General features: G+C 64.5%; 26 protein-coding genes. 14 read left to right on the top strand and 12 right to left on the bottom strand.

The window, feature by feature from the left end; all coding sequences use genetic code 11:
• Nucleotides 1-5: 5 nt before the first annotated feature.
• Nucleotides 6-608: a hypothetical protein gene (locus KIT02_RS15125; protein ID WP_297579408.1), complete on the bottom strand. Its 603-nt coding sequence runs from the start codon at nucleotides 606-608 to the stop codon at nucleotides 6-8.
• A 135-nt stretch (nucleotides 609-743) separates the two neighbouring features.
• Between KIT02_RS15125 and KIT02_RS15120 the strand changes: the two genes are divergently transcribed.
• Nucleotides 744-1,634: an NAD(P)/FAD-dependent oxidoreductase gene (locus KIT02_RS15120; protein ID WP_297585350.1), complete on the top strand. Its 891-nt coding sequence runs from the start codon at nucleotides 744-746 to the stop codon at nucleotides 1,632-1,634.
• 280 nt (nucleotides 1,635-1,914) lie between these two features.
• Here the strand turns inward: KIT02_RS15120 and KIT02_RS15115 are convergent, their stop codons facing one another.
• The gene (locus KIT02_RS15115; protein ID WP_297579407.1) at nucleotides 1,915-2,952 is read right to left on the bottom strand and encodes an aldo/keto reductase; all 1,038 of its coding nucleotides are present in this window, start codon (nucleotides 2,950-2,952) and stop codon (nucleotides 1,915-1,917) included.
• Nucleotides 2,953-3,043: 91 nt separating this feature from the next.
• Between KIT02_RS15115 and KIT02_RS15110 the strand changes: the two genes are divergently transcribed.
• Nucleotides 3,044-4,057: a rhodanese-related sulfurtransferase gene (locus tag KIT02_RS15110; RefSeq protein ID WP_297585347.1), complete on the top strand. Its 1,014-nt coding sequence runs from the start codon at nucleotides 3,044-3,046 to the stop codon at nucleotides 4,055-4,057.
• Here the strand turns inward: KIT02_RS15110 and KIT02_RS15105 are convergent.
• Complete coding sequence (locus KIT02_RS15105; protein ID WP_297579406.1) at nucleotides 4,054-4,368, bottom strand: HigA family addiction module antitoxin; 315 nt, start codon at nucleotides 4,366-4,368, stop codon at nucleotides 4,054-4,056. The genes KIT02_RS15110 and KIT02_RS15105 overlap by 4 nt on opposite strands.
• Nucleotides 4,343-4,624 (bottom strand): type II toxin-antitoxin system RelE/ParE family toxin, encoded by a 282-nt coding sequence (locus KIT02_RS15100; protein ID WP_297579405.1) that lies wholly within the window; start codon nucleotides 4,622-4,624, stop codon nucleotides 4,343-4,345. The genes KIT02_RS15105 and KIT02_RS15100 overlap by 26 nt, the downstream gene beginning before the upstream one ends.
• A gap of 120 nt (nucleotides 4,625-4,744) precedes the next feature.
• On the opposite strand from KIT02_RS15100, the gene KIT02_RS15095 reads away from it, so the two are divergent.
• The gene (locus KIT02_RS15095; RefSeq protein ID WP_297579402.1) at nucleotides 4,745-5,674 is read left to right on the top strand and encodes a LysR family transcriptional regulator; all 930 of its coding nucleotides are present in this window, start codon (nucleotides 4,745-4,747) and stop codon (nucleotides 5,672-5,674) included.
• A gap of 21 nt (nucleotides 5,675-5,695) precedes the next feature.
• Nucleotides 5,696-7,315, top strand: coding sequence for a GMC family oxidoreductase N-terminal domain-containing protein (locus KIT02_RS15090; protein ID WP_297579400.1), 1,620 nt, complete (start codon nucleotides 5,696-5,698; stop codon nucleotides 7,313-7,315).
• Here KIT02_RS15090 and KIT02_RS15085 read toward each other — a convergent pair.
• Nucleotides 7,306-8,148, bottom strand: a complete 843-nt coding sequence (locus KIT02_RS15085; RefSeq protein ID WP_297579397.1) for a LytTR family DNA-binding domain-containing protein — start codon at nucleotides 8,146-8,148, stop codon at nucleotides 7,306-7,308. The two genes, KIT02_RS15090 and KIT02_RS15085, sit on opposite strands and share 10 nt — an antisense overlap.
• A 91-nt stretch (nucleotides 8,149-8,239) precedes the next feature.
• On the opposite strand from KIT02_RS15085, the gene KIT02_RS15080 reads away from it, so the two are divergent.
• Entirely contained in the window at nucleotides 8,240-8,755 is a 516-nt protein-coding gene (locus KIT02_RS15080) for a DUF2306 domain-containing protein (RefSeq protein WP_297579394.1), read from the top strand.
• Here the strand turns inward: KIT02_RS15080 and KIT02_RS15075 are convergent.
• Both KIT02_RS15075 and KIT02_RS15070 read right to left on the bottom strand, forming a co-directional pair.
• Nucleotides 8,706-9,533, bottom strand: coding sequence for an alpha/beta hydrolase (locus KIT02_RS15075; RefSeq protein ID WP_297579391.1), 828 nt, complete (start codon nucleotides 9,531-9,533; stop codon nucleotides 8,706-8,708). The two genes, KIT02_RS15080 and KIT02_RS15075, sit on opposite strands and share 50 nt — an antisense overlap.
• Before the next feature lie 38 nt (nucleotides 9,534-9,571).
• Nucleotides 9,572-10,144 (bottom strand): TetR/AcrR family transcriptional regulator, encoded by a 573-nt coding sequence (locus KIT02_RS15070; RefSeq protein ID WP_297579388.1) that lies wholly within the window; start codon nucleotides 10,142-10,144, stop codon nucleotides 9,572-9,574.
• 104 nt (nucleotides 10,145-10,248) lie between these two features.
• Here KIT02_RS15070 and KIT02_RS15065 point away from each other — a divergent pair, with 104 nt between their 5' ends.
• A complete protein-coding gene (locus KIT02_RS15065) occupies nucleotides 10,249-10,674 on the top strand; it encodes a hypothetical protein (protein ID WP_297579385.1) in 426 nt (141 codons plus the stop codon).
• Nucleotides 10,675-10,770: 96 nt separating this feature from the next.
• On the opposite strand, the gene mbfA is transcribed toward KIT02_RS15065, so the two are convergent.
• The gene (gene mbfA / locus KIT02_RS15060; RefSeq protein WP_297579382.1) at nucleotides 10,771-11,751 is read right to left on the bottom strand and encodes an iron exporter MbfA; all 981 of its coding nucleotides are present in this window, start codon (nucleotides 11,749-11,751) and stop codon (nucleotides 10,771-10,773) included.
• Nucleotides 11,752-11,896: 145 nt separating this feature from the next.
• On the opposite strand from mbfA, the gene KIT02_RS15055 reads away from it, so the two are divergent.
• The 3 genes from KIT02_RS15055 to KIT02_RS15045 are packed head-to-tail and all read left to right on the top strand — an operon-like array spanning nucleotide 11,897 to nucleotide 13,891.
• Nucleotides 11,897-12,286, top strand: a complete 390-nt coding sequence (locus tag KIT02_RS15055; RefSeq protein ID WP_297579379.1) for a hypothetical protein — start codon at nucleotides 11,897-11,899, stop codon at nucleotides 12,284-12,286.
• 55 nt (nucleotides 12,287-12,341) lie between these two features.
• A complete protein-coding gene (locus tag KIT02_RS15050) occupies nucleotides 12,342-13,295 on the top strand; it encodes a DUF1775 domain-containing protein (RefSeq protein WP_297579376.1) in 954 nt (317 codons plus the stop codon).
• 2 nt (nucleotides 13,296-13,297) lie between these two features.
• Complete coding sequence (locus KIT02_RS15045; protein ID WP_297579373.1) at nucleotides 13,298-13,891, top strand: SCO family protein; 594 nt, start codon at nucleotides 13,298-13,300, stop codon at nucleotides 13,889-13,891.
• On the opposite strand, the gene KIT02_RS15040 is transcribed toward KIT02_RS15045, so the two are convergent.
• The 3 genes from KIT02_RS15040 to KIT02_RS15030 all read right to left on the bottom strand — a co-directional run bounded on the left by KIT02_RS15040 (nucleotide 13,886) and on the right by KIT02_RS15030 (nucleotide 16,504).
• Entirely contained in the window at nucleotides 13,886-14,194 is a 309-nt protein-coding gene (locus tag KIT02_RS15040; RefSeq protein ID WP_297579370.1) for a DUF1905 domain-containing protein, read from the bottom strand. The two genes, KIT02_RS15045 and KIT02_RS15040, sit on opposite strands and share 6 nt — an antisense overlap.
• A 7-nt stretch (nucleotides 14,195-14,201) precedes the next feature.
• Nucleotides 14,202-15,458, bottom strand: coding sequence for an FAD-binding oxidoreductase (locus tag KIT02_RS15035; protein ID WP_297579367.1), 1,257 nt, complete (start codon nucleotides 15,456-15,458; stop codon nucleotides 14,202-14,204).
• A gap of 113 nt (nucleotides 15,459-15,571) precedes the next feature.
• Nucleotides 15,572-16,504 carry a LysR substrate-binding domain-containing protein gene (locus KIT02_RS15030; protein WP_297579364.1) on the bottom strand — a complete coding sequence of 311 codons (933 nt, stop codon included), beginning with the start codon at nucleotides 16,502-16,504 and terminating at the stop codon, nucleotides 15,572-15,574.
• Between the two features lie 95 nt (nucleotides 16,505-16,599).
• Between KIT02_RS15030 and KIT02_RS15025 the strand changes: the two genes are divergently transcribed.
• Nucleotides 16,600-16,728 (top strand): hypothetical protein, encoded by a 129-nt coding sequence (locus KIT02_RS15025; protein ID WP_297579361.1) that lies wholly within the window; start codon nucleotides 16,600-16,602, stop codon nucleotides 16,726-16,728.
• 18 nt (nucleotides 16,729-16,746) lie between these two features.
• On the opposite strand, the gene KIT02_RS15020 is transcribed toward KIT02_RS15025, so the two are convergent.
• A complete protein-coding gene (locus tag KIT02_RS15020; RefSeq protein WP_297579358.1) occupies nucleotides 16,747-17,793 on the bottom strand; it encodes an extensin family protein in 1,047 nt (348 codons plus the stop codon).
• A gap of 96 nt (nucleotides 17,794-17,889) precedes the next feature.
• Between KIT02_RS15020 and lepA the strand changes: the two genes are divergently transcribed.
• The 4 genes from lepA (at nucleotide 17,890) to KIT02_RS15000 (ending at nucleotide 24,810) form a co-directional block, all read left to right on the top strand.
• The gene (gene lepA, locus KIT02_RS15015; protein WP_297579355.1) at nucleotides 17,890-19,695 is read left to right on the top strand and encodes a translation elongation factor 4; all 1,806 of its coding nucleotides are present in this window, start codon (nucleotides 17,890-17,892) and stop codon (nucleotides 19,693-19,695) included.
• A 513-nt stretch (nucleotides 19,696-20,208) separates the two neighbouring features.
• Nucleotides 20,209-20,424 carry a cold-shock protein gene (locus KIT02_RS15010; protein WP_297579351.1) on the top strand — a complete coding sequence of 72 codons (216 nt, stop codon included), beginning with the start codon at nucleotides 20,209-20,211 and terminating at the stop codon, nucleotides 20,422-20,424.
• A gap of 145 nt (nucleotides 20,425-20,569) precedes the next feature.
• Nucleotides 20,570-24,169 (top strand): DNA methyltransferase, encoded by a 3,600-nt coding sequence (locus tag KIT02_RS15005; protein ID WP_297579349.1) that lies wholly within the window; start codon nucleotides 20,570-20,572, stop codon nucleotides 24,167-24,169.
• Between the two features lie 65 nt (nucleotides 24,170-24,234).
• Entirely contained in the window at nucleotides 24,235-24,810 is a 576-nt protein-coding gene (locus tag KIT02_RS15000) for a hypothetical protein (protein ID WP_297579346.1), read from the top strand.
• The last annotated feature ends 391 nt before the right edge of the window (nucleotides 24,811-25,201 follow it).

The following is a 25,201-nucleotide window of genomic DNA, read 5'->3' as shown; positions in this document are numbered from 1 at the left end:
CGTGCCTACCAGTACCAGCCGAGGGCGGCAGCGTCCTCGGCATTGAAATGCAGCGTGACCTCGACATCATTGGCCGGCAGATATTCGCCCCCGGCATATTGGCGCTGCAGCAGGGTCACGGTTTCGGCCGCCGCGTCTGAACCGCGGAAAATATAGTCGAAGCAGTCGTCCCTGCCATTGGTGATCCCGGCGCGGATTTCTTGGCGCAGCCCGTCGAGCGCCCGCCCGCTGATCACCGATCCGTCGGTGCGGCTGGTGGCGTGGACCGTCGCCACCCAGTCATAATCGGTCTCGCAGATATAGCGGTCATTGCGGAACTCCCCCTGGTCGGTGGAGGCAATATTGATGTTCTCGTTCCAGGCATTGCTGATTTCGTAGCGGGCGCCATCGGCGGTCACCTCGAGATAGATGTCCGACCAGGAGCAATTGCCGTCGTCTTCGGCATAGCACCACTTCTCCGCGCCCATCATCAGCACGCCGACATCGGCGATATGCACCATCTTGCCGGTCTTGAGGCGGTCGATCACCGCCTGGCTCTGCTCATCGATGCCGAGGGCCGGGCTGGTGGTGACAAGGCCAAGTGCGAACAGGCTGACGAGACGACGCATGACTTCCTCCCAAAATGCCCGCGCACCCTATCGCAGGATGCGCGGCAACGGAACGGGGCTTGACGAAACCACATTCAAGTAACATCTATAGTTACATGCTTGTGAGACGGAAGGATGTGAGGACAAATGGCGGCCATAGAGGATGTGATCATCATCGGAGGATCGTTCGCCGGATTGACTGCCGCCATGCAATTGGGGCGCGCGCGGCGGAAGGTGACGGTTCTCGATACCGGCCTCAATCGCAATCGCTTTGCCGGGCACGCGCACAATATCTTCGGGCATGACGGCACCCCGCCGGGCGCCTTGCTGGAAAGGGCCCGCCAGCAGGTCGCTGCCTATCCGAGCGTCACCCTGATCAACGAGGCGGCCACCGCCCTTTCCGGCGCGCCCGATGCCTTTTCCGTCGCCACCGCCACTGGCGACAGCCTGTCCGGGCGCCGCATCATCCTCAGCTATGGCATTACCGATGAAATGCCGGCCATTCCCGGCTTCGCCGAAAGCTGGGGCAAGACCGTGGTCCACTGCCCGTTCTGCCATGGCTATGAAGTCGCGGGAAAACCCTGGGGCGTGCTCTATTCATCGCCCATGTCGCTGCATGGGCCGGTGCTCTACGCCAACTGGACCGACGACATCACCCTCATCCTCGATGGCCACGCCATTCCCGATGACGAGCGCGCCAGGCTCGAGCAGCGCGGCGTGCGGATCATCGCGGAAAAGCTCGCAGCAATCGAAGAGACTTCGGGCGTGCTGCGCGCCGTCACCCTCGCGGATGGGCGCTCGGTAGAGCTCTCCGCCCTTTTCGCCCATCCGCGCAACCGGCCATCGGCCGGCCTGCACGGCCAGCTCGGCCTCGACATGAAGGACACCCCGACCGGCACCATGGTGGCGGTGGGCGACATGCAGGCGACTTCCCGCCCCGGCATTTTCGCCGCCGGCGACCTCACCACCCCCATGCATTCGGTGACCTTCGCCACCAATTCAGGGTCCCTCGCCGCCATGGGGGCGCTGCAGTCGATGATGGTGTGATCCGCCCTATCCTCTCCCCTCGGGGAGAGGTGGCCCGGCGCAGCCGGGTCGTGAGGGAACAGCCACCGCTCGCCTGCCCCCGGGAGGCAACTTCGCCTCAGCACACGCACGCATGACCCGCCACGGTGTCATCCCCGCGAAAGCGGGGACCTCCGTTTTCTCGCAACAGGGGTTCCCGCTTTCGCGGGAATGACCCGGTTGAAAATCATCCCACCAAGTGCACCTCACCCCTTGCGTTGGTGAGGGTGGGGTGATGAGGGCCCCGAAGCCCATGTAGATGCTACCGCAACCAGCCCTGCGGACGGGGATGGAGTTCCATCTGGCCGCCTTTGGTGGCCTCGTCGATCGCAGCAATTTCCTCCTCACTCAAATCGAGATTATCCAGAACACCCAGATTATCCTTGAGCTGGTCGAGCGTGCGCACGCCGATCAGGGCCGAGGTCATTTCCTTGCGGCGCAGCACCCAGCTCAGGGCCAGCTGCACCATGGTCTGCCCGCGCGAGCGGGCAATCTCGCCCACCTTGTCGACCGCCTCGAGCACGCGCGGTTCGATATGGCTGGCGCGCAGGGTGCCATTGGGATTGTCGCCGCGCGTGCCGGTCTTGCTGCCCGAATTGTACTTGCCCGACAGCACGCCCTGGGCCAGCGGCGAAAAGGCGATGATGCCGATGCCCAGTTCGCCACAGGCATCGATCGTTTGGTCGTTTTCGATCCAGCGGTTGATCATCGAATAGCTCGGCTGGTGGATGGTCGTTGCCACCCCCATGTCCTTGAGGATCCGGTGCGCCTCGCGCGTCTGTGCCTCGGGATAGGACGAGATGCCGACATAGAGCGCCTTGCCGGATTTCACCGCATGGGCCAGCGCGCCCATGGTTTCCTCCAGCGGCGTATCGGGGTCGAAGCGGTGGGAATAGAAGATATCGACATAATCGAGCCCCATGCGGGCCAGCGATTGATCGAGGCTGGCCAGCAGGTTCTTGCGGCTCCCCCATTCGCCATAGGGGCCCGGCCACATATTGTAGCCGGCCTTGGTCGAGATGATCATCTCGTCGCGATAGGGGCGGAAGTCGCGGGCCATGACCTGCCCGAACAGCTCTTCCGACGATCCCGCCGGGGGGCCGTAATTATTGGCAAGGTCGAAATGGGTGATGCCCTGGTCAAAGGCATAGCCGAGGATTTCCATGGCCGAAGGATAGTCGCGGGTGCCGCCGAAATTCTGCCACAGGCCAAGGCTCACCACCGGCAGTTTCAGGCCCGAATTGCCCGAGCGGCGGTATTGCATGCTGTCATAGCGTGCCGGATCGGCCCGATAGGTCATTGTCTTGCTCCCGATGTCTTGCTTAAGCCCGCCCGTGACGCCGGGCCCGGCCTTTGATATGAGCGGCGCCATGACCGCGCAACGCTCTGCCATGACCAATCTGCCCCAGGACCATCATCCATACAAGGTGATGGCGCTCTATAAATTCGCCGCCCTCCCCGATGCCGAAACGCTCAAGGCGCCCCTGGCGGCATTCTGCTGTTCGCGCGGCATCAAGGGCACGCTGATCCTGGCGCCGGAAGGCATCAATGGCACGGTCGCCGGCACGCCCGATGCTATCGAGGCCCTGGCCGGTTATCTCTTTGCGTCAGGGCCGTTCGCTGCGCGTCTCATCGGCGCCGAGGTCAAATATTCCTTCGCCGACGCCGCGCCCTTCCTCCGCATGAAAGTGCGCTTGAAGCCGGAAATCGTCACCCTGCGCGCGCCCCAGGCCGATCCCAACCGGCAGGTTGGCACCTATGTCGAACCCGAGGACTGGAACGGGTTGATCGCGCGCAATGACGTCGTGCTCGTCGATACCCGCAACGATTACGAAGTGGGCCTTGGCACCTTTCAGCGCGCGCTCGATCCGCACACGGCCAATTTCACCGAGTTCAAGGACTATGTCGCCAACCATCTCGATCCGGCGCGCGACAAGAAGGTCGCCATGTTCTGCACCGGCGGCATCCGCTGCGAAAAGGCCTCGTCCTACCTGTTGAGCCAGGGGTTTGAGGAAGTGTTTCACCTCAAGGGTGGCATCCTCAAATATCTCGAGGTGGTCCCCGAGGCGGAAAGCCGGTTTTCCGGCGAATGCTTTGTCTTTGACGAGCGCGTCTCGGTCGGTCACGGGCTTATGCCGGGCAGCGCCACCCTGTGCCGCGCCTGCCGCCACCCGCTGACCGAAGCGGATCGCGCACATCCCGATTATCACGAGGGCGTCAGCTGTCCGCACTGCGTCGGGGAAACCGCCAAGCACGCCGCCGCCGCCGAACGCCAGCGGCAGATGGACCTCGCTGCCCGAAGCGGCCGCGCGCATCTGGGTGACGGCGCCGCCGACCACGCCGCCAAAGCCAGGGCCCGCAAGGCCGATCAGGCCGAACGCTCGCGGTTGGGGAACAAGGGCTAAGCGGCGCGGGGGGCGATGGCCTTGAGATCCTCGCCGATTTCCCGCCGCCGCTGCATCAGGTCATATTCGGCCTGAAGCGACAGGAAGAACCCTTCGGAGAGGCCAAAATAGCGCGCCAGCCGCAGGTCGGTATCGGCAGAGACACCGCGCTGGCCCAGAACGATCTCGTTGATGCGCCGTGGCGGCACATGAATCGCCCGAGCCAGACCATTCTGACTCAGCCCCATCGGCTCGAGGAATTCGGCGAGCAGGATTTCCCCCGGATGCGGGTTGGGCAGCAGGTCTTCAGTGATAGTCGAGGATGCTGACATCGCGCGGCCCTCCGTCTTCCCAGGTGAAACATATGCGCCATTGGTCATTGATGCGGATGCTCCATTGACCCGATCTGTTGCCTTTCAGGCTTTCCAGCCGATTGCCAGGCGGCACCCGCAGGTCACCGACAACGCGCGCCGCGTGCAAAAGGCGCAGTTTACGCAAGGCAATGGCCTGAATATCGGACGGCAGTTTACGACTCCGCCGGCCTTCCCAGATCAATCGTGTTTCCGCATCGCCGAAACTCTGGATCATGCAAAATCATAACGCATTACGTTATATAACGCAATCCGTTATAAGCCAAACAACGCATCGACTCTTTCAATCGCAAAGCCCATAAGAGGCGTAACGCCGTCTTTCGCATAAGCCATTCCAATGGACCTCGACCAACTCCGCACTTTCGACCGCATCGTTCGCGAGCAGAGCTTTACCCGCGCGGCGGCCTATCTCAACATTACCCAGGCCACGGCCTCGATGCGCATTCGCGCCCTCGAACAGTTGCTCGGGGTGAGCCTGTTCGTCAGGGGCCGCCAGGTGAGGTTGACCGACCAGGGCATGACCTTCCTGCCCTATGCGCGCCGCATTATCGGCACCGCCCAGGAAGGCCGCGAGGCGCTGCGCCGGGTCGAGCGCGGCCGGGTCTCGGTTGCCTCACTGCGCACGCTGGTGTCTCCGCTGATCACCGAAAGCCTGCTCCGCTTCCAGGAGAAATACCCGTCTGTCGATGTCGTGGTGCGCGAGGGCCGGCAGGCCCAGATCGCCGCCATGCTGCATGAGCGGGAAGTGGAAATGGGCATCCTGTGCTGGCCCAATATCGATCCGCTGGTGGTCGATCTCGAACCGCTCGTCGTCATGCGCGAACGCGTGCCGCTGGTGGTGTCGCCGGAAATTGCGGCGCGGCTGTCGTCCGCGCCCACCATTGACGAAGTTCTGGCGCTGGTGCCGCGGGTGATTTCCCTGCGCTGGTGGCAGGCCGATCCCGAAACCGCCGCCGCCCTGGTGCGGCTGGCCCAGACCAGCGTCGAACTGCCGACCGGCCCGGCGCGGCGTCTTGCCATGAAGGGCGAGGGGCTGGGCTTTTTCGTCAATTCGGCCATTGCCGAAGACGTCGCCGCCGGGCGGCTGGTCGAGATCGCCCCGGCCGATTTCGAGCCGCTGCACCGCGACACCGCCATGGTGGTCCGCAATCTTTCCGCGCTCGAGCGCCCGATGCTGGCCGATTTCGTGCGCGAGATCGCCCGCGAATGCGCCAAGGTCGGCGAAATCATCGATCACCGGCTCGCCGAATCCATAGCCGCCGCCTAATCTCGTCGCCGGAGGATGAGCATGGCAGAACCCGATTTCATCATTGTCGGCGGCGGCTCGGCGGCTTCGGTTGCCGCCCATCGGCTGGTTCGGGAGTTCGGCTATTCGGTGCTGATGATCGAGCGCGGCCGGGCCCACACCAATCGCATCATGGCCATGCCCGCCGGTTACATGAAATACCTGGCGCAGGACACGTTTCTGGAAATGCACCAGACCGTAGCCCAGCCGCAGCTGGGCGGCCGAGCCCCCATCGTCCCGGTGGCCAAGGTTCTGGGCGGCGGCTCCTCGGTCAATGCCATGGTCTATATGCGCGGCCAGGCCGAAGACTATGACGGCTGGGCCAAAACGCTCGGTTCCAACCACGACTGGTCCTATGCGGACCTGTTGCCGCATTTCACCGGAATCGAGGACAATGCACGGCTCAGCGACGGCTTCCATGGACGCGGCGGTCCGCTCAAGGTTGATGATCCCGGTTACACCACACAGACCACCCACGATTTCATCGCCGCTGCCCAGGGGCTGGGCCACAGGGCCAATGCCGATTTCAACGGCGCCGACCAGCGCGGCGTCGGCATCATGCAGCACACCTATGGCCAATGGGGCCGCTATCGCGAACGTTCCGATGTCGTGCGCGCCTTTCTCGCCCCCCTGGCCGGCGATCCGCGGCTCACCATCGTCACCGAGGCGCGGGTTGATCGCATCCTGATCGAAAACCACCGCGCCGTCGGCGTCACCTATCGGCGAAACGGCGAAACCGTCACCGTGCGGGCCGGTCGCGAGGTGCTGGTGGGCGCCGGCACCTATAATAGCGCCAAGCTGATGATGCTGTCCGGCGTCGGCCCTGCCGATCATCTGCGCCAGCACGGCATTGCGGTCATTGCCGATATCGCCGGGGTCGGCGCCAATCTGCAGGATCACCACGAAGTCCCGGTCATTGCCACCACCCGTGAGCCCTCGGGCTATTTCGGCCAGGACAAGGGCTGGAACATGGTGCGCAACGGGCTGCAATATCTGCTCACCAATACCGGCCCGGTGACCACGACCGGCATCGAGGCCTGCCTGTTCTTCGACCCCGACGGCGGCGAGCGGCCGACCATCCAGCTCTATTGCGCGCCCATCGTCTATCTCGACCGCGATGTTTCGGCGGCCGAGCCGACCTGGGGCGTGACCTTCACCTCATGCCTGTTGCGCCCCAAGGCGCGGGGCAGCGTGCGCCTGCGCTCGGCCAATCCGGACGACCAGCCGCTGGTCGACTGCAATTTCTTCGGCGATGCGGATGATCTGCGCCTCACCATCGGCGCGCTGGGCGAAGCCCGGCGCCTCCTTGGCGCTGCGCCGCTGGCCGAAAAGATCGCCACCGAATTGCTGCCCGGCCAGGCCGTCATGGACGATCCGGCGGCGCTGGCCAGTTATTGCGGCCAGACCGTCAAGACCAACTATCACCCGGTCGGTACACTGCGCATGGGCCGGGCTGACGATCCGACCGCCGTTGTCGGCGGCGACCTCAAGGTGCGCGGTGTCGAGGGCCTGCGGGTCATCGATTGCTCGATCATGCCGCAGATCGTCTCGGGCAATACCAATGCCCCGGCCATGGCCATCGGCAGCAAGGCCGCCAGCCTCATCGCCGCCAGTTACGCCTGATCGCCGTTTTCCATTGGCCCCGTCCGGGCTGGCCCAGACCCGCCGGCGCCGAACAGGCCCGCCGCTTTCGCCGCCGGCATGAAGGTGCGGCTGACCGGAACGAGGACGCCGTTTTCCAGTTCAAGCATCGGCTTGCCGCTGCTGCGCAATGCGCGCCTTATGGCGTCGAGCGCCACCCAGTGCGAGCGATGCACTTGCAGGCCTGCGGTGGGGCTGGTTTCGCGAATGGCATCGGAGAGGCGCATCAGTACCAGCACCGTCCCCTTGTCTGTGGTGACATCGACATAGTGGTCCGAGACGGCAATGTGGAGCAGGCGTCCGCGCTGCGGCCGCGGCAGGCGCTCGAGCAGCGCAGGTGCGGGCGCCTCCGCGACTCCGCCTTCCGCGCCTGAAACCGGCACCGGCTCTTTCCGGGCAAAGACGGCGCCCAGCACCGTCACCGCCGCGGAAATCAGCGTGCAGTAGAAGATCAGCGGCGCCAACCCAATGACCGTCACCTCGGTGCCGAACATGGCCATGTTGAGCAGCACCACGGCCAGGGCGATGGGCGGCCCGGCAATGGCCCCGGCCAGGCCAGCGGCAGGCAGCGGCGGCAGGCGGTCTGCCAATGCCCGCTCGACCCAGCCGGCGATCAGGGTGCCAATGGCCCCGGTGCCGGTGACGATGGCGATCCAGTAGGCGATGCGCGGCAGCGGCGCCATGTTCTCGAATGTACCGAATGGTCCGACGAGGCCTGCCACCAGCCCCAGCAGCAACAGCGCCACCCAGACGCGGCCATCGCGCGAAATGTCGCGCATTTCGCGAAGCGTGGAATGCAGCGGTCTGTCGTTCACGAAGCGGGCCGGTCGTTCGGGAAAAGCGATTTGCGGCCATCATGATAGCGGTTGATGACGGCGGGGCAAGTTGAACCCCGGAAAATCACAGATGAGCCTGCACCCCCTGCTCGAGGCCAGCCTCGCCATCCAGATTCACGCCTTCTCCGCCATCGCCGCCACCGTTCTCGGGGCCCTTGTGCTCTGGCGCCGCAAGGGCACGCTTCTGCATCGGGCGTTGGGGCGGGTGTGGATCGGCCTCATGCTGGTCACCGCCACCAGTGCCCTGTTCATCACCGAAATCCGCCTGATCGGCCCCTTCAGCCCCATCCACCTGTTTTCGCTGTTCACCTATGTCAGCGTGTTCAACGGCCTGCGCGCCATTCTGGTCGATCACGATATTCGCCGTCATCGCGCCGAAATGCAGGGCCTTTATACCGGCGCGCTGATGCTGGCCGGGGCCTTCACCCTGCTGCCGGGGCGGCGGATGCATGAGGTCCTGTTCGGTCCCGATGCCGGCTGGCTGCAATCGGGCATCGCGATCAGTCTCGTGCTGGGCATTTCGGCCTTTGCCTGGTTCAGGATGCGCCAGCGGGCGATGACGCGGCCGCTTCCCGCCAGAAGCTGACCAGCGCCGCGCGCCAATCCTCGGTGGCATCGAGATTGGCGCAATGGCCACCCTCGGGCAGTTCGGCAACCCGCCAGTTGCGGCGGTCCCGCAAGGCGGCCAGTTGCGGGCGCAGCGCCCGGTTCACCGCCGCGTCCCGCCCCCCGACCAGGACGAGGCCGGGTCCGGCCCATCCCGTCGCGGCACTTGTTAGGTCGTATCGGCGCACCGTGTCGGTTATGGCCGCCACCGCCCGTCCATCATATTGGCCGAGCAGGTGTTCCACCAAAGGCCGCGCTGTGCGGTTGCGGGTCGTTGACCAGGCGGTCATTCTGGCCGTGATTGCCCGCCCCGGCACCGCATCGAACAGGGTCACCATGCGGCCGGTCCAGGCGGGCAGGTCGAGGCTGAGGGCGGTGCCGAAGGTGGCGAGCGAGGCCAGCCGTTCCGGATGGTGCGCCGCCAGCACCAGGCCGATAATGCCGCCCAGCGAATTGCCGGCCCAATGCACGCGGCCCATCCCGGCATGGTCGAGCATCTCGATCTGGTCGCGGGCCAGACGGTCGAGCGAATAGGACAGCTGTTCCGGCTCGGGCGGCGTTCCGGAGGCGCCATGCCCGCGCAGATCGGGCACCAGAACGCGATAGCCCCGCTCCGACAGCCAGGCCGCATCGGCACCAAACTGCGCCGCGCCCGCGCCCAGGCCATGGCACAGCACCACGGCCGGGCCGTCCGGCTTGCCACAATCGGCATAGACCAGCCTTGTCCCGTCACTGGCGTGAAAGGTGTGTGTGTCCATGGGCGCGGATATAGCGGCAACTGCGCCGCCGGACCAGATCACCCGTCTGGGGCGGCAGCGATCATCTGCTCGGCCAGGATGATGAGGGCGGAATCCACAGCCAGCGACGGGGCGTAGCGGCGTGTCGCATAAAGGCCCAGCAGGGCCATGTAGAGTCCCCGGGCAAGCGCGGCGGCAGTTCCCGCGTCATAGCCCAATTGCCCGGCAAGGCCTTCAAGATAGGCGACACGCTGGGCGTCCACATTGGCGACCCGGGGCGCGATGGCGCTGTCTTCGGACGCCCAGGCCCTGAGCGCCGCCTCGGTGGGGGCGACGTCGATGCCCTGATCGACCGGCAACAGCGCCAGGCGGACGAGTTCACGCAGTTTGCCGGCCGCGGGCAGGTCCGGATCGATGGCCGCAATCACCGCCCCGGTGCCCTCGCTTTCCCACAGCTCGAGCATGGCCGCGAGCAGGGCCGGCCGGTCGGCAAAGTGCCAGTAGAAGGAACCCTTGGATGTCTTGAGCCGCCGCGCCAGGGGCTCGACGCGCACGGCCTCGACCCCACTTTCGGCCAGGGCCGAAAGACCGGCGAGGATCCAGTCGGTGCGGGTCAACGGGCGCTTGGCCACGGCCATGTCCTTTGCTGCGTCAGGGCGTCACAGCCATACGCTGCCGTATGGACTCTTAGCAAGCTCAGACGTAAACATACGGCACCGTATGGAAAGGAACCGTCATGCCCGAACCAAAGCCTGCCGCCACCAATTGGTGGTTCGTCGCCGCAGCCACGCTCAGCCTCGCCACCGCGGCCATTCATGTCCTGGCCGGCGCGCCGGAGATCATGGCGCCGCTGCTTTCCAGCGCCGTTCCGGTCATGGTCAAGGGCGTCGTCGATGTGCTCTGGCACCACGTGACCGGCCTCCTGCTGCTGGCGGCTCTGGCCTGCTTCTGGGCCGCCCGGCACCCCGGCTGGAGGCTGCCGGTCCTCATGGTCGTGGGCGGACAGTTCCTGCTGATTGCCCTCCTGTTCATTGTCCTGGGGCTCAACTGGTTCGCCAGCCTCTGGCCCATGCCGCAATGGGTGCTGTTTGCCGCCATGCTCGGCCTGATGGCCATGGGCGCCCGCGGCCGCAACGCCGTTGCCCAAAGCATTTCACCGTGAACTGAACCATCGCCTCCATCGCCCCCTCGCCCCCTTGGGGAGAGGGCGGGGGTGAGGGGCGAAGGCTTCGCGGTCAACGCCAGGCTGCCCGCCTCGTCAGGCGCTGCCGATCAGGATACCGGCGGCAAAGACCAGCGAACCGCCCAGGACCACCTGCATCACCGCCCGCCAGAACGGGGTCTGCATATGCCGCTTCTGGATATAGGCGATGGCCCAGAGCTCGATCAGCACCACCACGATGGCGACCGTCGTCGCGAAGTGGAAATTGGCGATGAGATAGGGCAGCGCGTGACCGAGCCCGCCCAAGGCCGTCATCACCCCGGCGGCCAGGCCGCGCTTGATCGGCGATCCGCGCCCGGTCAGTTTGCCATCGTCGGAGGCCGCTTCGGTAAAGCCCATGGAGATGCCGGCGCCGACCGCCGCAGCGAGGCCCACCAGAAAGGTCTGGTGCGTGTCCCCGGTGGCAAAGGCGGCCGCAAAGACCGGGGCCAGCGTCGATACCGATCCATCCATCAGCCCCGCCAGCCCCGGCTGCACATAGGTCAAGACGAACTGGCGATGCGCCTGGTGGCTTTCCGCTTCGCGTTCGGCCGCCCCCAGAACCCGCTCCTCGATCTGGTCGGCGCGTTTGGCATGACCCTTTTCGGCAGCCGCGAGGTCACCCAGGAGCTTGCGGATGCCGGCATCGGTCACCTGTTCGGCGGCGGCCAGATAGAAGTGGTAGGCGCCCTCTTCCATTTCCCATATCTGCTGGCGGGCCTGTTCGAGGGTCAGGGTTTTCTGCAGCCAGATCGGCTTGCGCCCGAGAAAGCCGCGCACATGTTCGCGCCGGATCGGCACCAGCCGCATGCCGAAGCGCGCGACATAGAGATCGAGCAGCCTCCGGCGGTGCTCGTCTTCCTCCGCCGCCATGCCTTCGAACAGCGCGCCGCTGCCCGGATAGGTCTCGCCCAGCCGCGCCGCGAATTCCGAATAGATGCGCCCATCCTCTTCCTCGGCGGCTATGGCGAGGGAAAGGATTTCGCGCTCGGACAGGGTGGAAAATTCGCGGCGATTGTCGGGCCAGAGACGAAACATGACATATCCATCAGTTTGGAATGATTCCAAACTATGATTAGAACCATTCTAATCTGTAGGCAAGCCCTGCGACATCGTGGATGTGCTGCCACCGCTTGAGCGGACCGGCAAGGCGCGCTAATCCAGACATGTGAGAGGACATGCAATGGCCTTGCCCTGGACCAGGATGATGCGCGAAACCGGCGCCGCGTTTGCGGTGCTGGCCATCTATGTGCTCACCCTGCTCTTGCCGCTGCACCAGGCGGCGGGCCTGCAGCGCGACCTCAATGCCATGGGCTATTCGACGCTCGAAAGCTGGTCGGTCTGTCAGCCGCTGGCCCAGGACGAAGATGGCCAACCGGTCGAGGCGACCGCGGTCAAATGCCCGGCCACCGGCGTGTCCAAGCATCAGCTTGCCGCCATTGTGCCCCCCGCCATCACCATCGCGCCGGTGTCGGCCGCCGATGTCCTGACCCCGCCCGAAGCGCAGGCACCCCTTGCCGCCATCCGCCCCGATCATGTCGGGCAATCGCGCGCGCCTCCGGTCTCCGTCTGATCCCGACCCCGGCGGTTCGCCGCCTCATCAGACAGTTTCAAGTCCGGAGATCATCATGATCCGCTCATTCGTTCGTGCCAGCCTGGCCGCCACTACGCTGATTGCGCTCGCCTCTACAAGCTTTGCCCATTCCACCTTCGAGGTGCAGGACGCCAATATCGGCGCGGCCTACAAGGCCATCCTGCGCGTGCCCCATGGCTGCGGCACCGAGGCCACCCACACCGTTCGCGTGCAGATTCCCGAGGGGTTCTATTCAGTCAAGCCCATGCCCAAGGCGGGCTGGACGCTGGAAACCGTCACCGGCCCTTACGAAAACACCTATCTCGATCACGGTACGGAAGTGAGCGAAGGCGTCAGGGAAATCATTTGGTCTGGCGGCAATCTGCCCAACGAATGGTATGACGAGTTCGTCTTCCGCGGCACCTTTGCCGGTTCCCTGCAGCCCGGGAAGATCTACTTCCCCGCTGTTCAGGAATGCGCCAATGGCGAGGAAGCCTGGATCGACACCAACGAGGCCGGCGACATGCCCGCGCCAAGCGTCACCCTGACCGCCGGCGCAGCCGACGCACATGCCCATCATCACGCAGCCCAGCCCGTCGAAATCACCCTGGGCGATCTCACCATTTCGGCCCCCTTCACCCGCGCCACCCTGCCCAATGCACCGGTTGGCGGCGGCTATCTCACCATTGCCAATGCCGGCAGCGCGGACGACCGCCTGGTTTCGGTCACATCCGCCATCGCCAAGGACACGCAAATCCACGAAATGGCCATGGACGGCGAGGTGATGAAGATGCGCCAGTTGACCGATGGCCTGGTGATCCCGGCCGGGGGCAGCGTCGTTCTGGAGCCGGGCGGCTATCACATCATGTTCCTGGGCCTAACCGCGCCCATCGTCGAGGGCGAGGCGATCAGCGTCACCCTTACCTTCGAGAAGGCCGGCGAGATCACGATCGAGCTGCCGGCCGCCGGCAGCGCCGCCGATGCGGCGACCGGCCACGAAGGGCATTGAGCATGGCCAGCCTCAAGGGCCTGCGCGTGGTGCTCTGGGCGCTGGTGGCCGTCGCGGCCGTCGGCGCCACCGGGCTTTACGTCTATACGACCATGACCCGCCCCGGCGAGGTCGCCGCGCTGGGTCAGGGCGACTACCAATTGGTCACGGCCGAAGGTGAACCGTTCAGCCACGACAGCCTTAAGGGCAAACCCTCGATGCTGTTCTTCGGCTTCACCCATTGCCCGGAAGTGTGCCCCACTTCGCTGGCCGAAATGGCCTCGTGGTACGAGGCCCTGGGCGATGAGGCCAGGGATCTCAACGCCTGGTTCATCTCGGTCGATCCGAGCCGCGACACAGCTGAGGTCATCGGCGATTATGTCAGCTGGACCGGCCGGGTCACCGGCGTCACCGGCAGTGAGGAAGAGGTCGCCAAGACAGCGCAGTCCTGGGGTGCCTATTATGCGAAAGTTCCGCTCGAAGACGGCGACTACACCATGGACCACACCGCCTCGGTCTTCCTGATCAATGCCGAGGGGGAATTCGAAGGCACCATCGCCTATCGCGAGTCATCCGACACCGCGATCGCCAAGCTCCGGCGGCTGCTGGCCTCATAGCGGAGGCATTTTGGCCGCGAACTGCATGACCACATCGACGCTGTCGCCGATCTCGATCGGCGGCAGTTTCTGCCGCACGGCAACCTTGAGCGGCAGCAGGTAGCTCCCATCCCTGGGGATCAGCGCCGTCGTAAAACCGTGCCCGCCGATTTGCGCCTCGACCGCTATGCAGCCCCAGCCATAGCTGACCGTATTGGACACCGCCTGGATTTGTGCGCCGATATCGGATGGCACCGCCGCGAAAATAAACGGGGCCGGCCCGCGCCAGTAAACAACCTTCGCCGCGAACGAAAAGGGCCCCATCCCTGTTCTAACCGCCCATGAACCGCTCCATCCGGAACGGCTTGATGTCGATGGCGGTCGCCTCGCCGGTCATGGCCTGCGCCAGGAGTTCCCCGGTGGCCGGGCCAAGCGTAAAGCCATGATGGGCGTGGCCAATGCCGACGAACAGTCCGTCATGCCGGGGGGCCTTGGAGATGATCGGCATCATATCGGGCGTGCAGGGCCGCGCTCCCTTCCAAGGCTCGGGGTCGACCCGCTCGCCCAGCGGGAACAGCTGGCGCGCGGCGTCCTCGGCCTTGCCCAACTGGATCGGCGTCGGCGCGGCATCGCGTTCGGCAAATTCGGCCCCGGTGGTGATGCGGATGCCGCGCTCCATTGGGGCCATGGCATAGCCCACTTCCGGGTCGAGCAGCAGATGGTTGAGCGCCGCGGCTTCGGCCTTGTGGTAATGCATGTGATAGCCGCGTTTGACGAAAAGCGGCAGACGATAGCCCAGCGGCTCCAGCACGTCCGGGGCCCAGGGCCCGAGCGCGATAACCGCCTGACGCGCTGCATGGCTTTGGCCGTCGACGCTCACAGACCAGCCCTGCCCGTCCGGCGTCAGCCCGCTGGCCGCGCCGCGCAGGAATTGCCCGCCCAGTTTCTCGAACAGGCGGAAATACTGGGTCACGAGAGCCCCCGGGTCGCGCACCGTCCAGGGATCGGTCCAGTGGATGGCGCCGGCCAATCCACCCAGCAGGGCAGGCTCCACCGCTTTCAGCGCCGGCCAGTCCAGCACTTCAAAGCCGATGCCGAACTGGTCGTGGTCGCCCTTGGCCTTGGCGATTTCGTGCTCCAGCTTTTCGGGCGTGCGAAAGGCCAGGTGCCAGCCATAGCGGGAGATCAGGGCCTCAGCTTCGGGCCCCGAAGCCTTGATCAGGTCGTCATGGGTGATGATCGAGCGCCCGATCAGCGGCGCATAGTTCTGCACCACTTTGCGGTAATGGTCGGGGGATGATTCCCACCAATAGCGCAGCAGCGGCGGCGCCAGCCGTGGCAGGGCCAGCGGCTCGTAGCGGGCGGCGGTGGACAGATGCAGCCCCACCTGGATCAGGGTGTGCAGGTCGCGCGGAAACGGGTGCGGGCGGACCCCCTCGCGCTGGATGATGCCGGCATTGCCGAAGCTGGTCTCGCGTCCGGGTTCGCTCTTGTCCACCAGCAGCACGGTACGGCCGCGCCGCAGCAGGTGAATACCCGTCGCGATGCCGACGATTCCGGCTCCAAGGACTATGGCATCATGGTTCATGGCGCACCCCCGCGAATTTTTACCATTTGGTCAGAAGCTAAAGGCTTTGCACCCTTTGGGAAAGGGGCCGATCCGTCATTGCCGCCGCCCCCTCGCCCGGACCAGGTCTTGGATCAGGTCTGGGACCCGGCCGCGATCAGGCTGTTTTGATGCACATAGCCCAGCACGCTTGCCGGCACCTCCTCGGCCAGCCACTGACGGAACAGGGTCAGCTTCCTGGCCTCGCGCCGTCCCCGCGCGGTGGCGAGGAAATAGCCGTGCGCGCCCTCTACCGGGCAATCGAAGGGGCGGACCAGCCGGCCGTCGCTGACGGCATCGGCGGTCATCATGTCGGCGGCCAGCAGCACGCCCTGCCCGGCAATTGCCGCGTCGAAGGCCAGCGAGGCATCCGAATAAAGCGGCCCATGCAGGGCCATTGCCGGATCGAGCCCGGCCTTGGCCAGCCAGGCCGGCCAGTCGAGCATGGAGGTGCGATCCTCGATCACCGGGACCCTGGCCAGGTCGGCCGGGCTTTTGACCCGGTCGAGCAGGAGCGGCGAGCAAACCGGCTGAAACTGCCGTCCGCCGATCAGCGTCACCGCCGTGCCGGGCCAATCCCCGTCGCCATAGCGAATGCCGCAATCGATATCGGGCCGGCCCAGGTCGAGCATGGCGGCCGTCACCGTCAACCGCACTTCGAGGCCCGGATGCAGGGTGGAGAACTTGTTGACCCGCCAGATCAGCCAGCGCGAGGCGAAGACGCTGCCCACCGTCACATTGAGCACGCCCTCATGGGCGCCGGTCAGCCCGGCCAGCCCATCCTGCAATTGCGCAAACCCGGCAGAAAGTTGCGGCAGCACCTGTGCCAGCGCCGGCAGCGGTTTCAGGCCCTGTGCAGTGCGGGCAAACAATTCCATGCCCAACCGGTCCTCGGCCCGCCTCAGGTGCTGGCTGACCGCACCGATGGTCACGCCCAGCTCTTCAGCCGCCGGCGCCAGCGCCCCGCGCCGGGCCACGATCTCGATCGCCCGCAGCGCATTGAGGGGGATGGGAAAGGGATTGCTCATATAGATTTTCTATAGCGATTCTCAAGCCTTGTCCATTGCGGAGTGCCGCCTGGGCGCGCAAACTAAGGCCAATTCATCCCGATAGGAGACAGAAAATGTCTTTGCTGACCCGCCTTCTGGGCTGGCTGCGCCTTTCGGCGCCGAGCCGGCACACCCCGCATCCCGATTGCCTCAGCCTGCGCGAATGGGCCGATCTGCCGACCCACCACCCGCGCTGTTCCTGACGCCTCCGCGCCGGGCACCTATTCGCAGATCTGCGCCGTGCAGGTCTGGCCGTGACAGCCGAGATCGACGTGGAAATGATCCTCGTGATCGGCATTGGCTTCCGGGCCCAGCACCGTGGTGAAGCGCCCGCAGGCAGCGCCATGCGCCTGGCGCAGCAGGCGTCCCTCCGGCGCGGCCGCGGGCAGCCAGTCGCTTTCGACATTGATGCTGCTGCCATCCGCCAGGGTAAACCCCACAACGTCCAGCGCATTGGCAAAGCCGTGCTCGGACACGAAGCCATCGGCGGCGCTGTAGCGATTGCGGCACATCATCGAGGTGCCGGTGCCAAGGCTCGCGACCGGGCTGTCGAGCACCGCATTGGCATAGGCATCGACCTCACCAACCCAGTCGGCCAGGGCCCCGGCCATGGCGCAATTGGTGGTCACCGGGCTTGAGAAGCCGATTTCGTGGCCATTGACCCGCACTGCCGTGATCACCAGTGGCGAGCGTTCGCCGCAGATGCCCTCGGCAATGGGCGCGACCATTTCACCCACAACCGTGCCGCTGAGCAGCGCCGGACAGGCCGTCTGGTAGATGCGGCCGGGCACTGCTGTGGGTCCGGATGGCGCGGCGGGCTCTGCCTCGGCTTCCTCCGCCGCCGGGCTGGCCGGTGGCTCGGGGGAAACGTCCGGCCGCTCCTGCGGCAATGGAATATCGCCGTCAACGCCCGCGTCCGCGTCGTCCAGCGCCTCGCCCGGCGGGTCCGGTATCGGCGGTGGCGGTTCCGCTACAGGCGGGGGCGGATTCGGCTCGTCCTCGGGCATTTCGGCGGCATCGCCATCCTCGCCCAGTCCCACGGGCCGCGGCCGGGGCATGGGCGGGGGATCGGCGTCCTCTGCTCCCGCCTCATCGGCCGGGTCAGGCGCTGCGGGCACCGGAGCCGGGCGCGGCCGTTCGGGCGCCTGCCGCTGGGGCAAAAGCTCTTCGACGAAGTCCTCGAAGGATCCGAAAAAGTCCTGCGCCGCGACGGGCGTGGTGACGAGGAACAGGGCGGTCAGGGCCGGCAGAAGGGTACGCATAGCCATGACAACGCCCATTCGCTGCCATCCGTTGCCAAATGCCGCTGTTAAGGAGCGGGAAACCATCTTTCTCGGCTCCGCGGCTTCTGCTATCAGCGCGCCATGACAACGCCTCTCGCCAATATCCGCAATTTCTCCATCGTCGCCCATATCGACCATGGCAAATCCACGCTCGCCGATCGCCTGATCCAGATGACGGGCGGGCTCGACCTGCGCGAGATGAAGGAACAGGTCCTCGACTCGATGGATATCGAGCGCGAGCGCGGCATCACCATCAAGGCGCAGACCGTGCGCCTCAAATATACCGCCAAGGATGGGCAGGACTATCTGCTCAACCTCATCGACACGCCCGGCCATGTCGACTTCGCCTATGAGGTCAGCCGCTCGATGTCGGCCGTGGAAGGCTCTCTGCTCGTCGTCGATGCCTCCCAGGGTGTCGAGGCGCAGACCCTGGCCAATGTCTATCACGCGCTCGACGCCAATCACGAGATCGTCCCGGTCCTCAACAAGGTCGATCTGCCCGCCGCCGATATTCCGCGCGTCAAGGCGCAGATCGAGGACGTCATCGGCATCGATGCGTCCGAGGCGGTGGAAATTTCGGCCAAGACGGGCCTGGGGATCGACAATGTGCTCGAAGCCATCGTCACCCGCCTGCCCGCGCCCCAGGGCGACATCACCGCGCCACTCAAGGCGCTGCTGGTCGACAGCTGGTACGACACCTATCTCGGCGTCGTCGTGCTTGTGCGCATCATCGACGGGGTGATGAGACGCGGCCAGAAAATCCGCATGATGGCCTCGGGCGCCGTCTATGAGCTCGATCGCGTTGCCGTGCAGACCCCCAAGCTGGTCGAGGTCAAGGAACTGACGCCGGGCGAACTGGGCGTCTTCACCGCCTCGATCAAGGAAGTGGCCGATACCAATGTCGGCGACACCATCACCGAGGACAAGAAGCCCACCGCCACCGCGCTGCCCGGCTTCCGCCCGGCCCAGCCTGTGGTGTTCTGCGGCCTCTTCCCGGTCGATGCCTCTGACTTCGACGAGCTGCGCGCCGCCATGGGCAAGCTGCGGCTGAACGATGCCAGCTTCTCCTTCGAGATGGAAACCAGCGCCGCCCTCGGCTTCGGCTTCCGCTGCGGCTTCCTGGGCCTCCTGCATCTCGAAATCATCCAGGAGCGGCTCTCCCGCGAATTCGATCTCGATCTCATCGCCACTGCGCCATCGGTGGTCTATGAGGTCGCGCTCACCAATGGCGAGACCATGCACCTGCACAATCCGGCCGACCTGCCGGATGTGATGAAGATCGAAGAGATCCGCGAGCCGTGGATCAAGGCGACGATTCTGACGCCCGACGAATATCTCGGCGCGATCCTCAAACTCTGCCAGGACCGCCGCGGCATCCAGAAGAACCTCTCCTATGTCGGCCAGCGCGCCATGGTGGAATACGAATTGCCGCTCAACGAGGTGGTGTTCGATTTCTACGATCGCCTCAAGTCGATTTCCAAGGGCTATGCCAGCTTCGACTACCAGCTCGCCGAGCACCGCGAGGGAGACCTTGTCAAACTCTCGATCCTGGTCAATGCCGAGCCGGTCGACGCGCTCTCCATGCTCGTGCATCGCTCGGTGGCGGAAACGCGCGGCCGCGTCATGTGCGAAAAGCTCAAGGAGCTGATCCCGCCGCACCTCTTCGTCATTCCCATCCAGGCGGCCATTGGCGGCAAGATCATCGCCCGCGAGACGGTGCGCGCCATGCGCAAGGACGTGACCGCCAAATGCTATGGCGGCGACGCCACGCGCAAGCGCAAGCTCCTGGAAAAGCAGAAAAAGGGCAAGGCCCGCATGCGCCAGTTCGGCAGCGTCGAAATCCCCCAGGAAGCCTTCATCAAGGCGCTGAAGATGGGTGATGACTGACAGCCGGCGCCTGTGGCGCAAAATCGCTCGAGTGGAGCGATTTTAGGCTGTCAGGCCCGGAGAGCTACGCTCGCAGGGCGAGGTTGGCGCGCAGGGGCGAGTTGGCAGGCAGCGGCATCGCCTCCGCATGGGGCAGAAACACGCCCACGCACAAGACCACACCTCCCCCTTGAAGGGGGAGGCCGGGAGGGGGTGACGAGCGCCCCGATCTTCGGGCTCTCTCCCCGGCAAGACCAATTCGGCGACATCCGACGCCGGTCCCCACCCCGCCCCACCATGTCATTCCCGCGACAGCGGGAATCCGCCGCCCCGGAAAAATCCCGCCTTGCTCTGGACACCATTGTCTGGCACAAGGCCCCCATACGTTTTCAGCCTAAGTCGGCTGCCTCTGCCGGTCATTTCCGGTTCCTGGCTCACTGATGCAACTTGCGAACGTTCGTCGGCCCTTTTGCATGTCGCGTAGGGAAACGCTCGTCCTGCTTCGGCTTCGAGCTTAAAAATAGGAACACAATCATGGCCACCATCACTGGCACCGTGAAATTCTTCAACACCACCAAGGGCTTCGGCTTCATCACCCCCGAGACCGGCGGCAAGGACCACTTCGTCCACATCTCCGCCGTGCAGCGTTCGGGCATTGATGGCCTGTATGAAAACGACAAGGTTTCCTACGAAGTCGAAACCGGCCGCGACGGCCGTGAATCCGCCGTCAACCTGTCGCTGGTGAAGTGAGCGATCCCAATCGCTGATCTTCGAAAAAGCCGCCGCAAGGCGGCTTTTTTGTTTCAACACTACGACATGCCTTTTTTCAGGGTTAGCATTACGTTAACCACCCAGAAGGCAGCGTGGTTTTGGGGGAATACCGGTGAGGTCGGGCGTGGAACCGCTTGAAGAACTGATAGCGGAGGCAACAGCTTCGGGCGGCTCCGAGCGTGCCAATTATCAGCTTTTCATTTCCGGCCTGTGCGACGTGCTGGGCGTCCCTCGTCCGGTCATGAGCCAGGAGGCCAACGCCCGCAACGACTACGTCTTCGAGCGCAGCCTCGACTATCGCCACCCCGATGGCACGACCACCAAGCTCTATGTCGATTGCTACAAGCGCGGCGCTTTCGTGCTCGAAGCCAAGCAATCCGCCCGCCGCCAGGCCGAGGACGAGCGCCAGGCGAGCCTGTTTGGCTCGGAAGCCAGCAGCCGCAAGCTGGGCCACGCCAAGCGCGGCTCACGCGGCTGGGACCGGGTCATGCGCGCCGCCTATACCCAGGCCGTCGACTACACCCGCCACTTGCCCGTCGAACACGGCTATCCGCCCTTCGTCATCCTCGTCGATGTCGGTCACGTCATCGAGCTCTATGCCGATTTTTCCGGCCAGGGCAAGAATTACGCCCAGTTCCCCGATGCTCAGGGCTTCCGCATCGAGATGGAAGACCTGCGCGATCCAGCCATTCAGGCGCGCCTCAAGGCGGTCTGGACCGATCCGCACAGTCTCGATCCGGCGAAGAAATCCGCCGAAGTCACCCGCGACATTGCCGGGCGCCTCTCCATCATCGCCAAGCGGCTCGAAGGCAAGCACGATGCAAGGGATGTCGCCGAATTTCTCATGCGCTGCCTTTTCACCATGTTCGCCGAGGATGTCGGGCTCCTGCCCGAAAACATCATGGTCGAGATGCTGGAAAAGCTGGTTGATGACCCCGCCGCCTTTCCGCGCGCCATGGAAACCTTATGGGCGACCATGAATGCCGGTGGCTTCGATCAGCGCACCTTTAAATCCATCAAGCGGTTCAATGGCGGCCTCTTTGCCAATCCCACCGCCCTGCCCCTCGCGCCCGAGGATATTCACGAACTGCTCGTCGCCGCCCGCATGGATTGGCGCGATGTCGAACCCGCCATTTTTGGCACCCTGCTCGAACGCGCCCTCGATCCGCGCGAACGCAGTAAGCTCGGCGCCCATTACACGCCCCGCGCCTATGTCGAACGCCTCGTCGTCCCCACTATTATCGAGCCCCTGCGCGCCGATTGGGACAAGGTGCAGGCCACCATCGAAGAAGCCCTCAAGAATGGCGACCCCGCCGCCGCCCTCGCTCGCGCGAAGGCCTTCCATCACGAGCTCTGCACCATCCGCGTGCTCGACCCAGCCTGCGGCACCGGCAATTTCCTCTATGTTTCGCTCGAACTGCTCAAGAAGCTTGAAGGCGAAGTTCTGGCCGCCATCGACAGCCTGGGTGAAGACCAGTCCCGCCTGATGATGGAAGGCGAGACCGTCTCGCCGCGCCAGTTCTACGGGCTCGAACTCAATCCCCGCGCCGTGCCCATTGCCGATCTGGTCCTGTGGATCGGCTATCTCAAATGGCAGCTCCGCACATCGGGCCTCAGCTCCATTTCCGAGCCGGTGCTCCATGCCTATGGCACCATCCGCCAGCAGGACGCCATCCTCGCCCATGACGGCGCCGAGCTGGTCCGTGACGATGATGGAAAACCGGTCACCCGCTGGGACGGCGTCACCCGCATGGTCAATCCCATTACCGGCGAACTGGTGCCCGATCCCGAAGCCCGCATCGAGCTCTATTCATACAAGAACCCGCGCCCCGCTGAATGGCCCGAGGTCGAATTCATCGTCGGCAATCCGCCGTTCATTGGAAGTCGCGCGATGCGGGATGAGTTGGGAGATGGCTATGTCGAAGCCATAGCAGTTGCGCGACCCAACGTTGGTATGGGCGCAGACTTCGTAATGCACTTTTGGGACGCGGCAGCCCAGCGCTTGACGAGAAACCCAACAAGGTCCGCATACAGAGGTCTCCGACGCTTTGGCTTCATCACCACCAACTCCATCACCCAAATTTTCTCCCGTCGAGTTTTGGAAAGATGGACCTCGGCAAGAACGCCAGTCTCAATCGTGTTTGCCGTTGCCGATCATCCATGGATGAAAGCAAGCGATAAGGCAGCTGTTCGGATTTCCATGACTGTCGCAGCCAGGGGAAAAGCGGATGGGATTCTAGTAAAGGTGAAAAGAGAGGTCGGCCTAGAAACAGACACGCCTTTCATCGAGGTTACCCAAGGTCAGGGCCGAATTAACGCAAAGCTAGAACTCGGCATCGACGTTTCGGACGCGAGGCCATTGATCGCCTGCGAGACGATCGCCTTTCAAGGATGTAAACTAGTCGGCAGCGGCTTTAAAGTATCTAGGGCCGAGCGTGAGGAACTACTCCACGTCGGCGCATTTCCAAGGTCAAGGCTCCCTAAATATGTGGGTGGTCTTGACCTCCTGAGGCGAGATCGCGATGAGTTCGTCATCGACACCTTTGGTCTCAGTAGAAGTGATTTAATTGAATATCCCATCATCGAGCAGAGACTGCTTACGATGGTAAAGCCGGAGAGAGACGAAGTCAGACGTGACGGACATCGTGACCGATGGTGGATTTTTGGTGAGCCTCGCCCAGCAATGCGGGAAGCCCTGAAGAATTTGACCAGATATTTTGCAACTAGTGAGGTCTCGCACCATCGCGTATTCTCGGCGATGCAGTGGCCAGACACACTGCTAGACGGCTCTGCCATTGTCATTGCAGTAAGTGATTTTGCAATTGCCAGCATTCTTTCGTCCAAGACACACGTAGCTTGGTCGCTGGCACTTGGCGGAAGGCTTGAAGACCGACCTAGGTATCAGAATAACAATATATTCAATCCCTTTCCCTTCCCCGACTTCTCCACCAACCCCACCATCCAGTCCCGCCTCGCCGAGCTCGGTGAACGCCTCGACGCCTTCCGCAAGGAACGCCTCGCTGCCCACGATTTCCTGACCATGACCGGGCTCTACAACGTGCTCGAACGCGTGCGCGAGCTCGACTGGAAAGCCGGCCCCGGCCGCCACGGCGAAAGCGCCGCGCAGATCGAACCGCTGACCGACAAGGAACGCGACATCTACGACGCCGGCCACATCGCCATCCTCAAGGACATTCACGACGAGATCGACACCCTGGTCTTCGCTGCCTATGGCTGGTCCGACCTCACCCCGCGCCTGGTTGGCCGCCCCGGCGCCACCACGCCCAGCCCATACAAGACCGATGACCAGCTCGAAGCCGAGGAAGAGCTGCTGACCCGCCTGGTCGCCCTCAATCAGGAGCGCGCTGCCGAGGAGGCCCGCGGCCTCGTCCGCTGGCTGCGCCCCGATTATCAGGAACCCAAACTCGGCCACAAAGTCGCCCGCCCCGATGGCGTCCAGCAGGAAGCCGATCTCGCCATCCTGCCGGTCAGTGACAAGCCGAAATGGCCCGCCAGCGACACCGAGCAGATCAACATCCTCGTCGACCTGCTCCGCAAGGCCCCCGCCCCGGTGCCCCCGGAAACCCTCGCCGCCACTTTCGATGGCCGCAATACACCAAAGCGCCGCGACCGCGTCGCCTCGCTGCTCGAAACCCTCACCACCATTGGTCTGGCCCGTTCGGGCCGCGTCGAGGGCGAAAGCCGCTACTTCATCCCCCGCTAAACTAATCCCCGCCCCCAAATCCTCCCGCATCCTCTCCTTTCATCCGCGGACAGGAGTTTTTCACCATGCGACCCGAGCCAGCCGTCATCACCATTCCCCTTGCCGAGCGCCATGAGGCGCTGTGGTTGCGGCTCCACGCGGTGCACAGGGATATTGGCGCCATTGCCGCCAAGAAGCCCGATGCGCTGGTGGGCGAGAGCGCGCGGATCGTGGCCGAGGGATTGATCCACGATTGCCGGCCATTCTTGGCTAAACCCATCCAGGCCCTGCCGGTCGCCGCGCTGAGCTTTGCCGGGCTTGCGGTGCAGCTCGGCCAGTTTTTGGCGCGGCTTGAGGATTTCGAGAACCGCCATGCCTTTTGGGATAGCCGGCGCCAGGGCCGCATGTGGCGGACCGGGGGCGCGCCCGTGCCGGTCATGCGCCTGCGCCAGGCACTGGCCGACACCGAGCCCAAGACGCACAAGGGCGGCGATGCGCGCCAGGCGCTGGTCAAGCTCATGCAGGCCAAGGATGCGCGCATGTTCGAAGAAGGGTTTGCCGCCGGCCGCGCCGCCCGCACCGGCCCGCCGCCAGCCGATCCGTGGCCACCCGCTGCGCCCCGGCCTACCGGCAGCAATGGCGAGACGAGTTTCAAGATGTAAGCGTTTCACCTGTAAGCGGAACCATCGCCTCCATCGCCCCCTCGCCCCTTTGGGGAGAGGGTTGGGGTGAGGGGTGAAAGCCTTTCGGAAAATACGTGAGTATGAACCCCTCATCCGGCGCTTCGCGCCACCCGGGATCAAGTCCGGGGCAGGCTCTTCTCCCCTCAGGGGAGAAGGGAAAGCTCCGTTCAGTCTGAAGCGGTCCAGGCAAACTTATCCCCGCTTTGCTGGCCAGTCATAGAATAGGCCATCACCTCGCGCGGGCAGGTCTGCATGCGAACTGAGCGGGGTGTGCCGGTCGCGCGCTGTTCGCATGGCGCGTGGGTTCGGGCATAGGCCGCCGCGCGACGAGCGTTCAACCGGCGGTGCCTGTGCTGTCCAAAAATCCGGC

This window comes from Devosia sp., assembly GCF_025809055.1.
Classification (GTDB): Bacteria; Pseudomonadota; Alphaproteobacteria; order Rhizobiales; family Devosiaceae; genus Devosia.
This window is presented reverse-complemented; position numbering and strand designations above follow the sequence as displayed.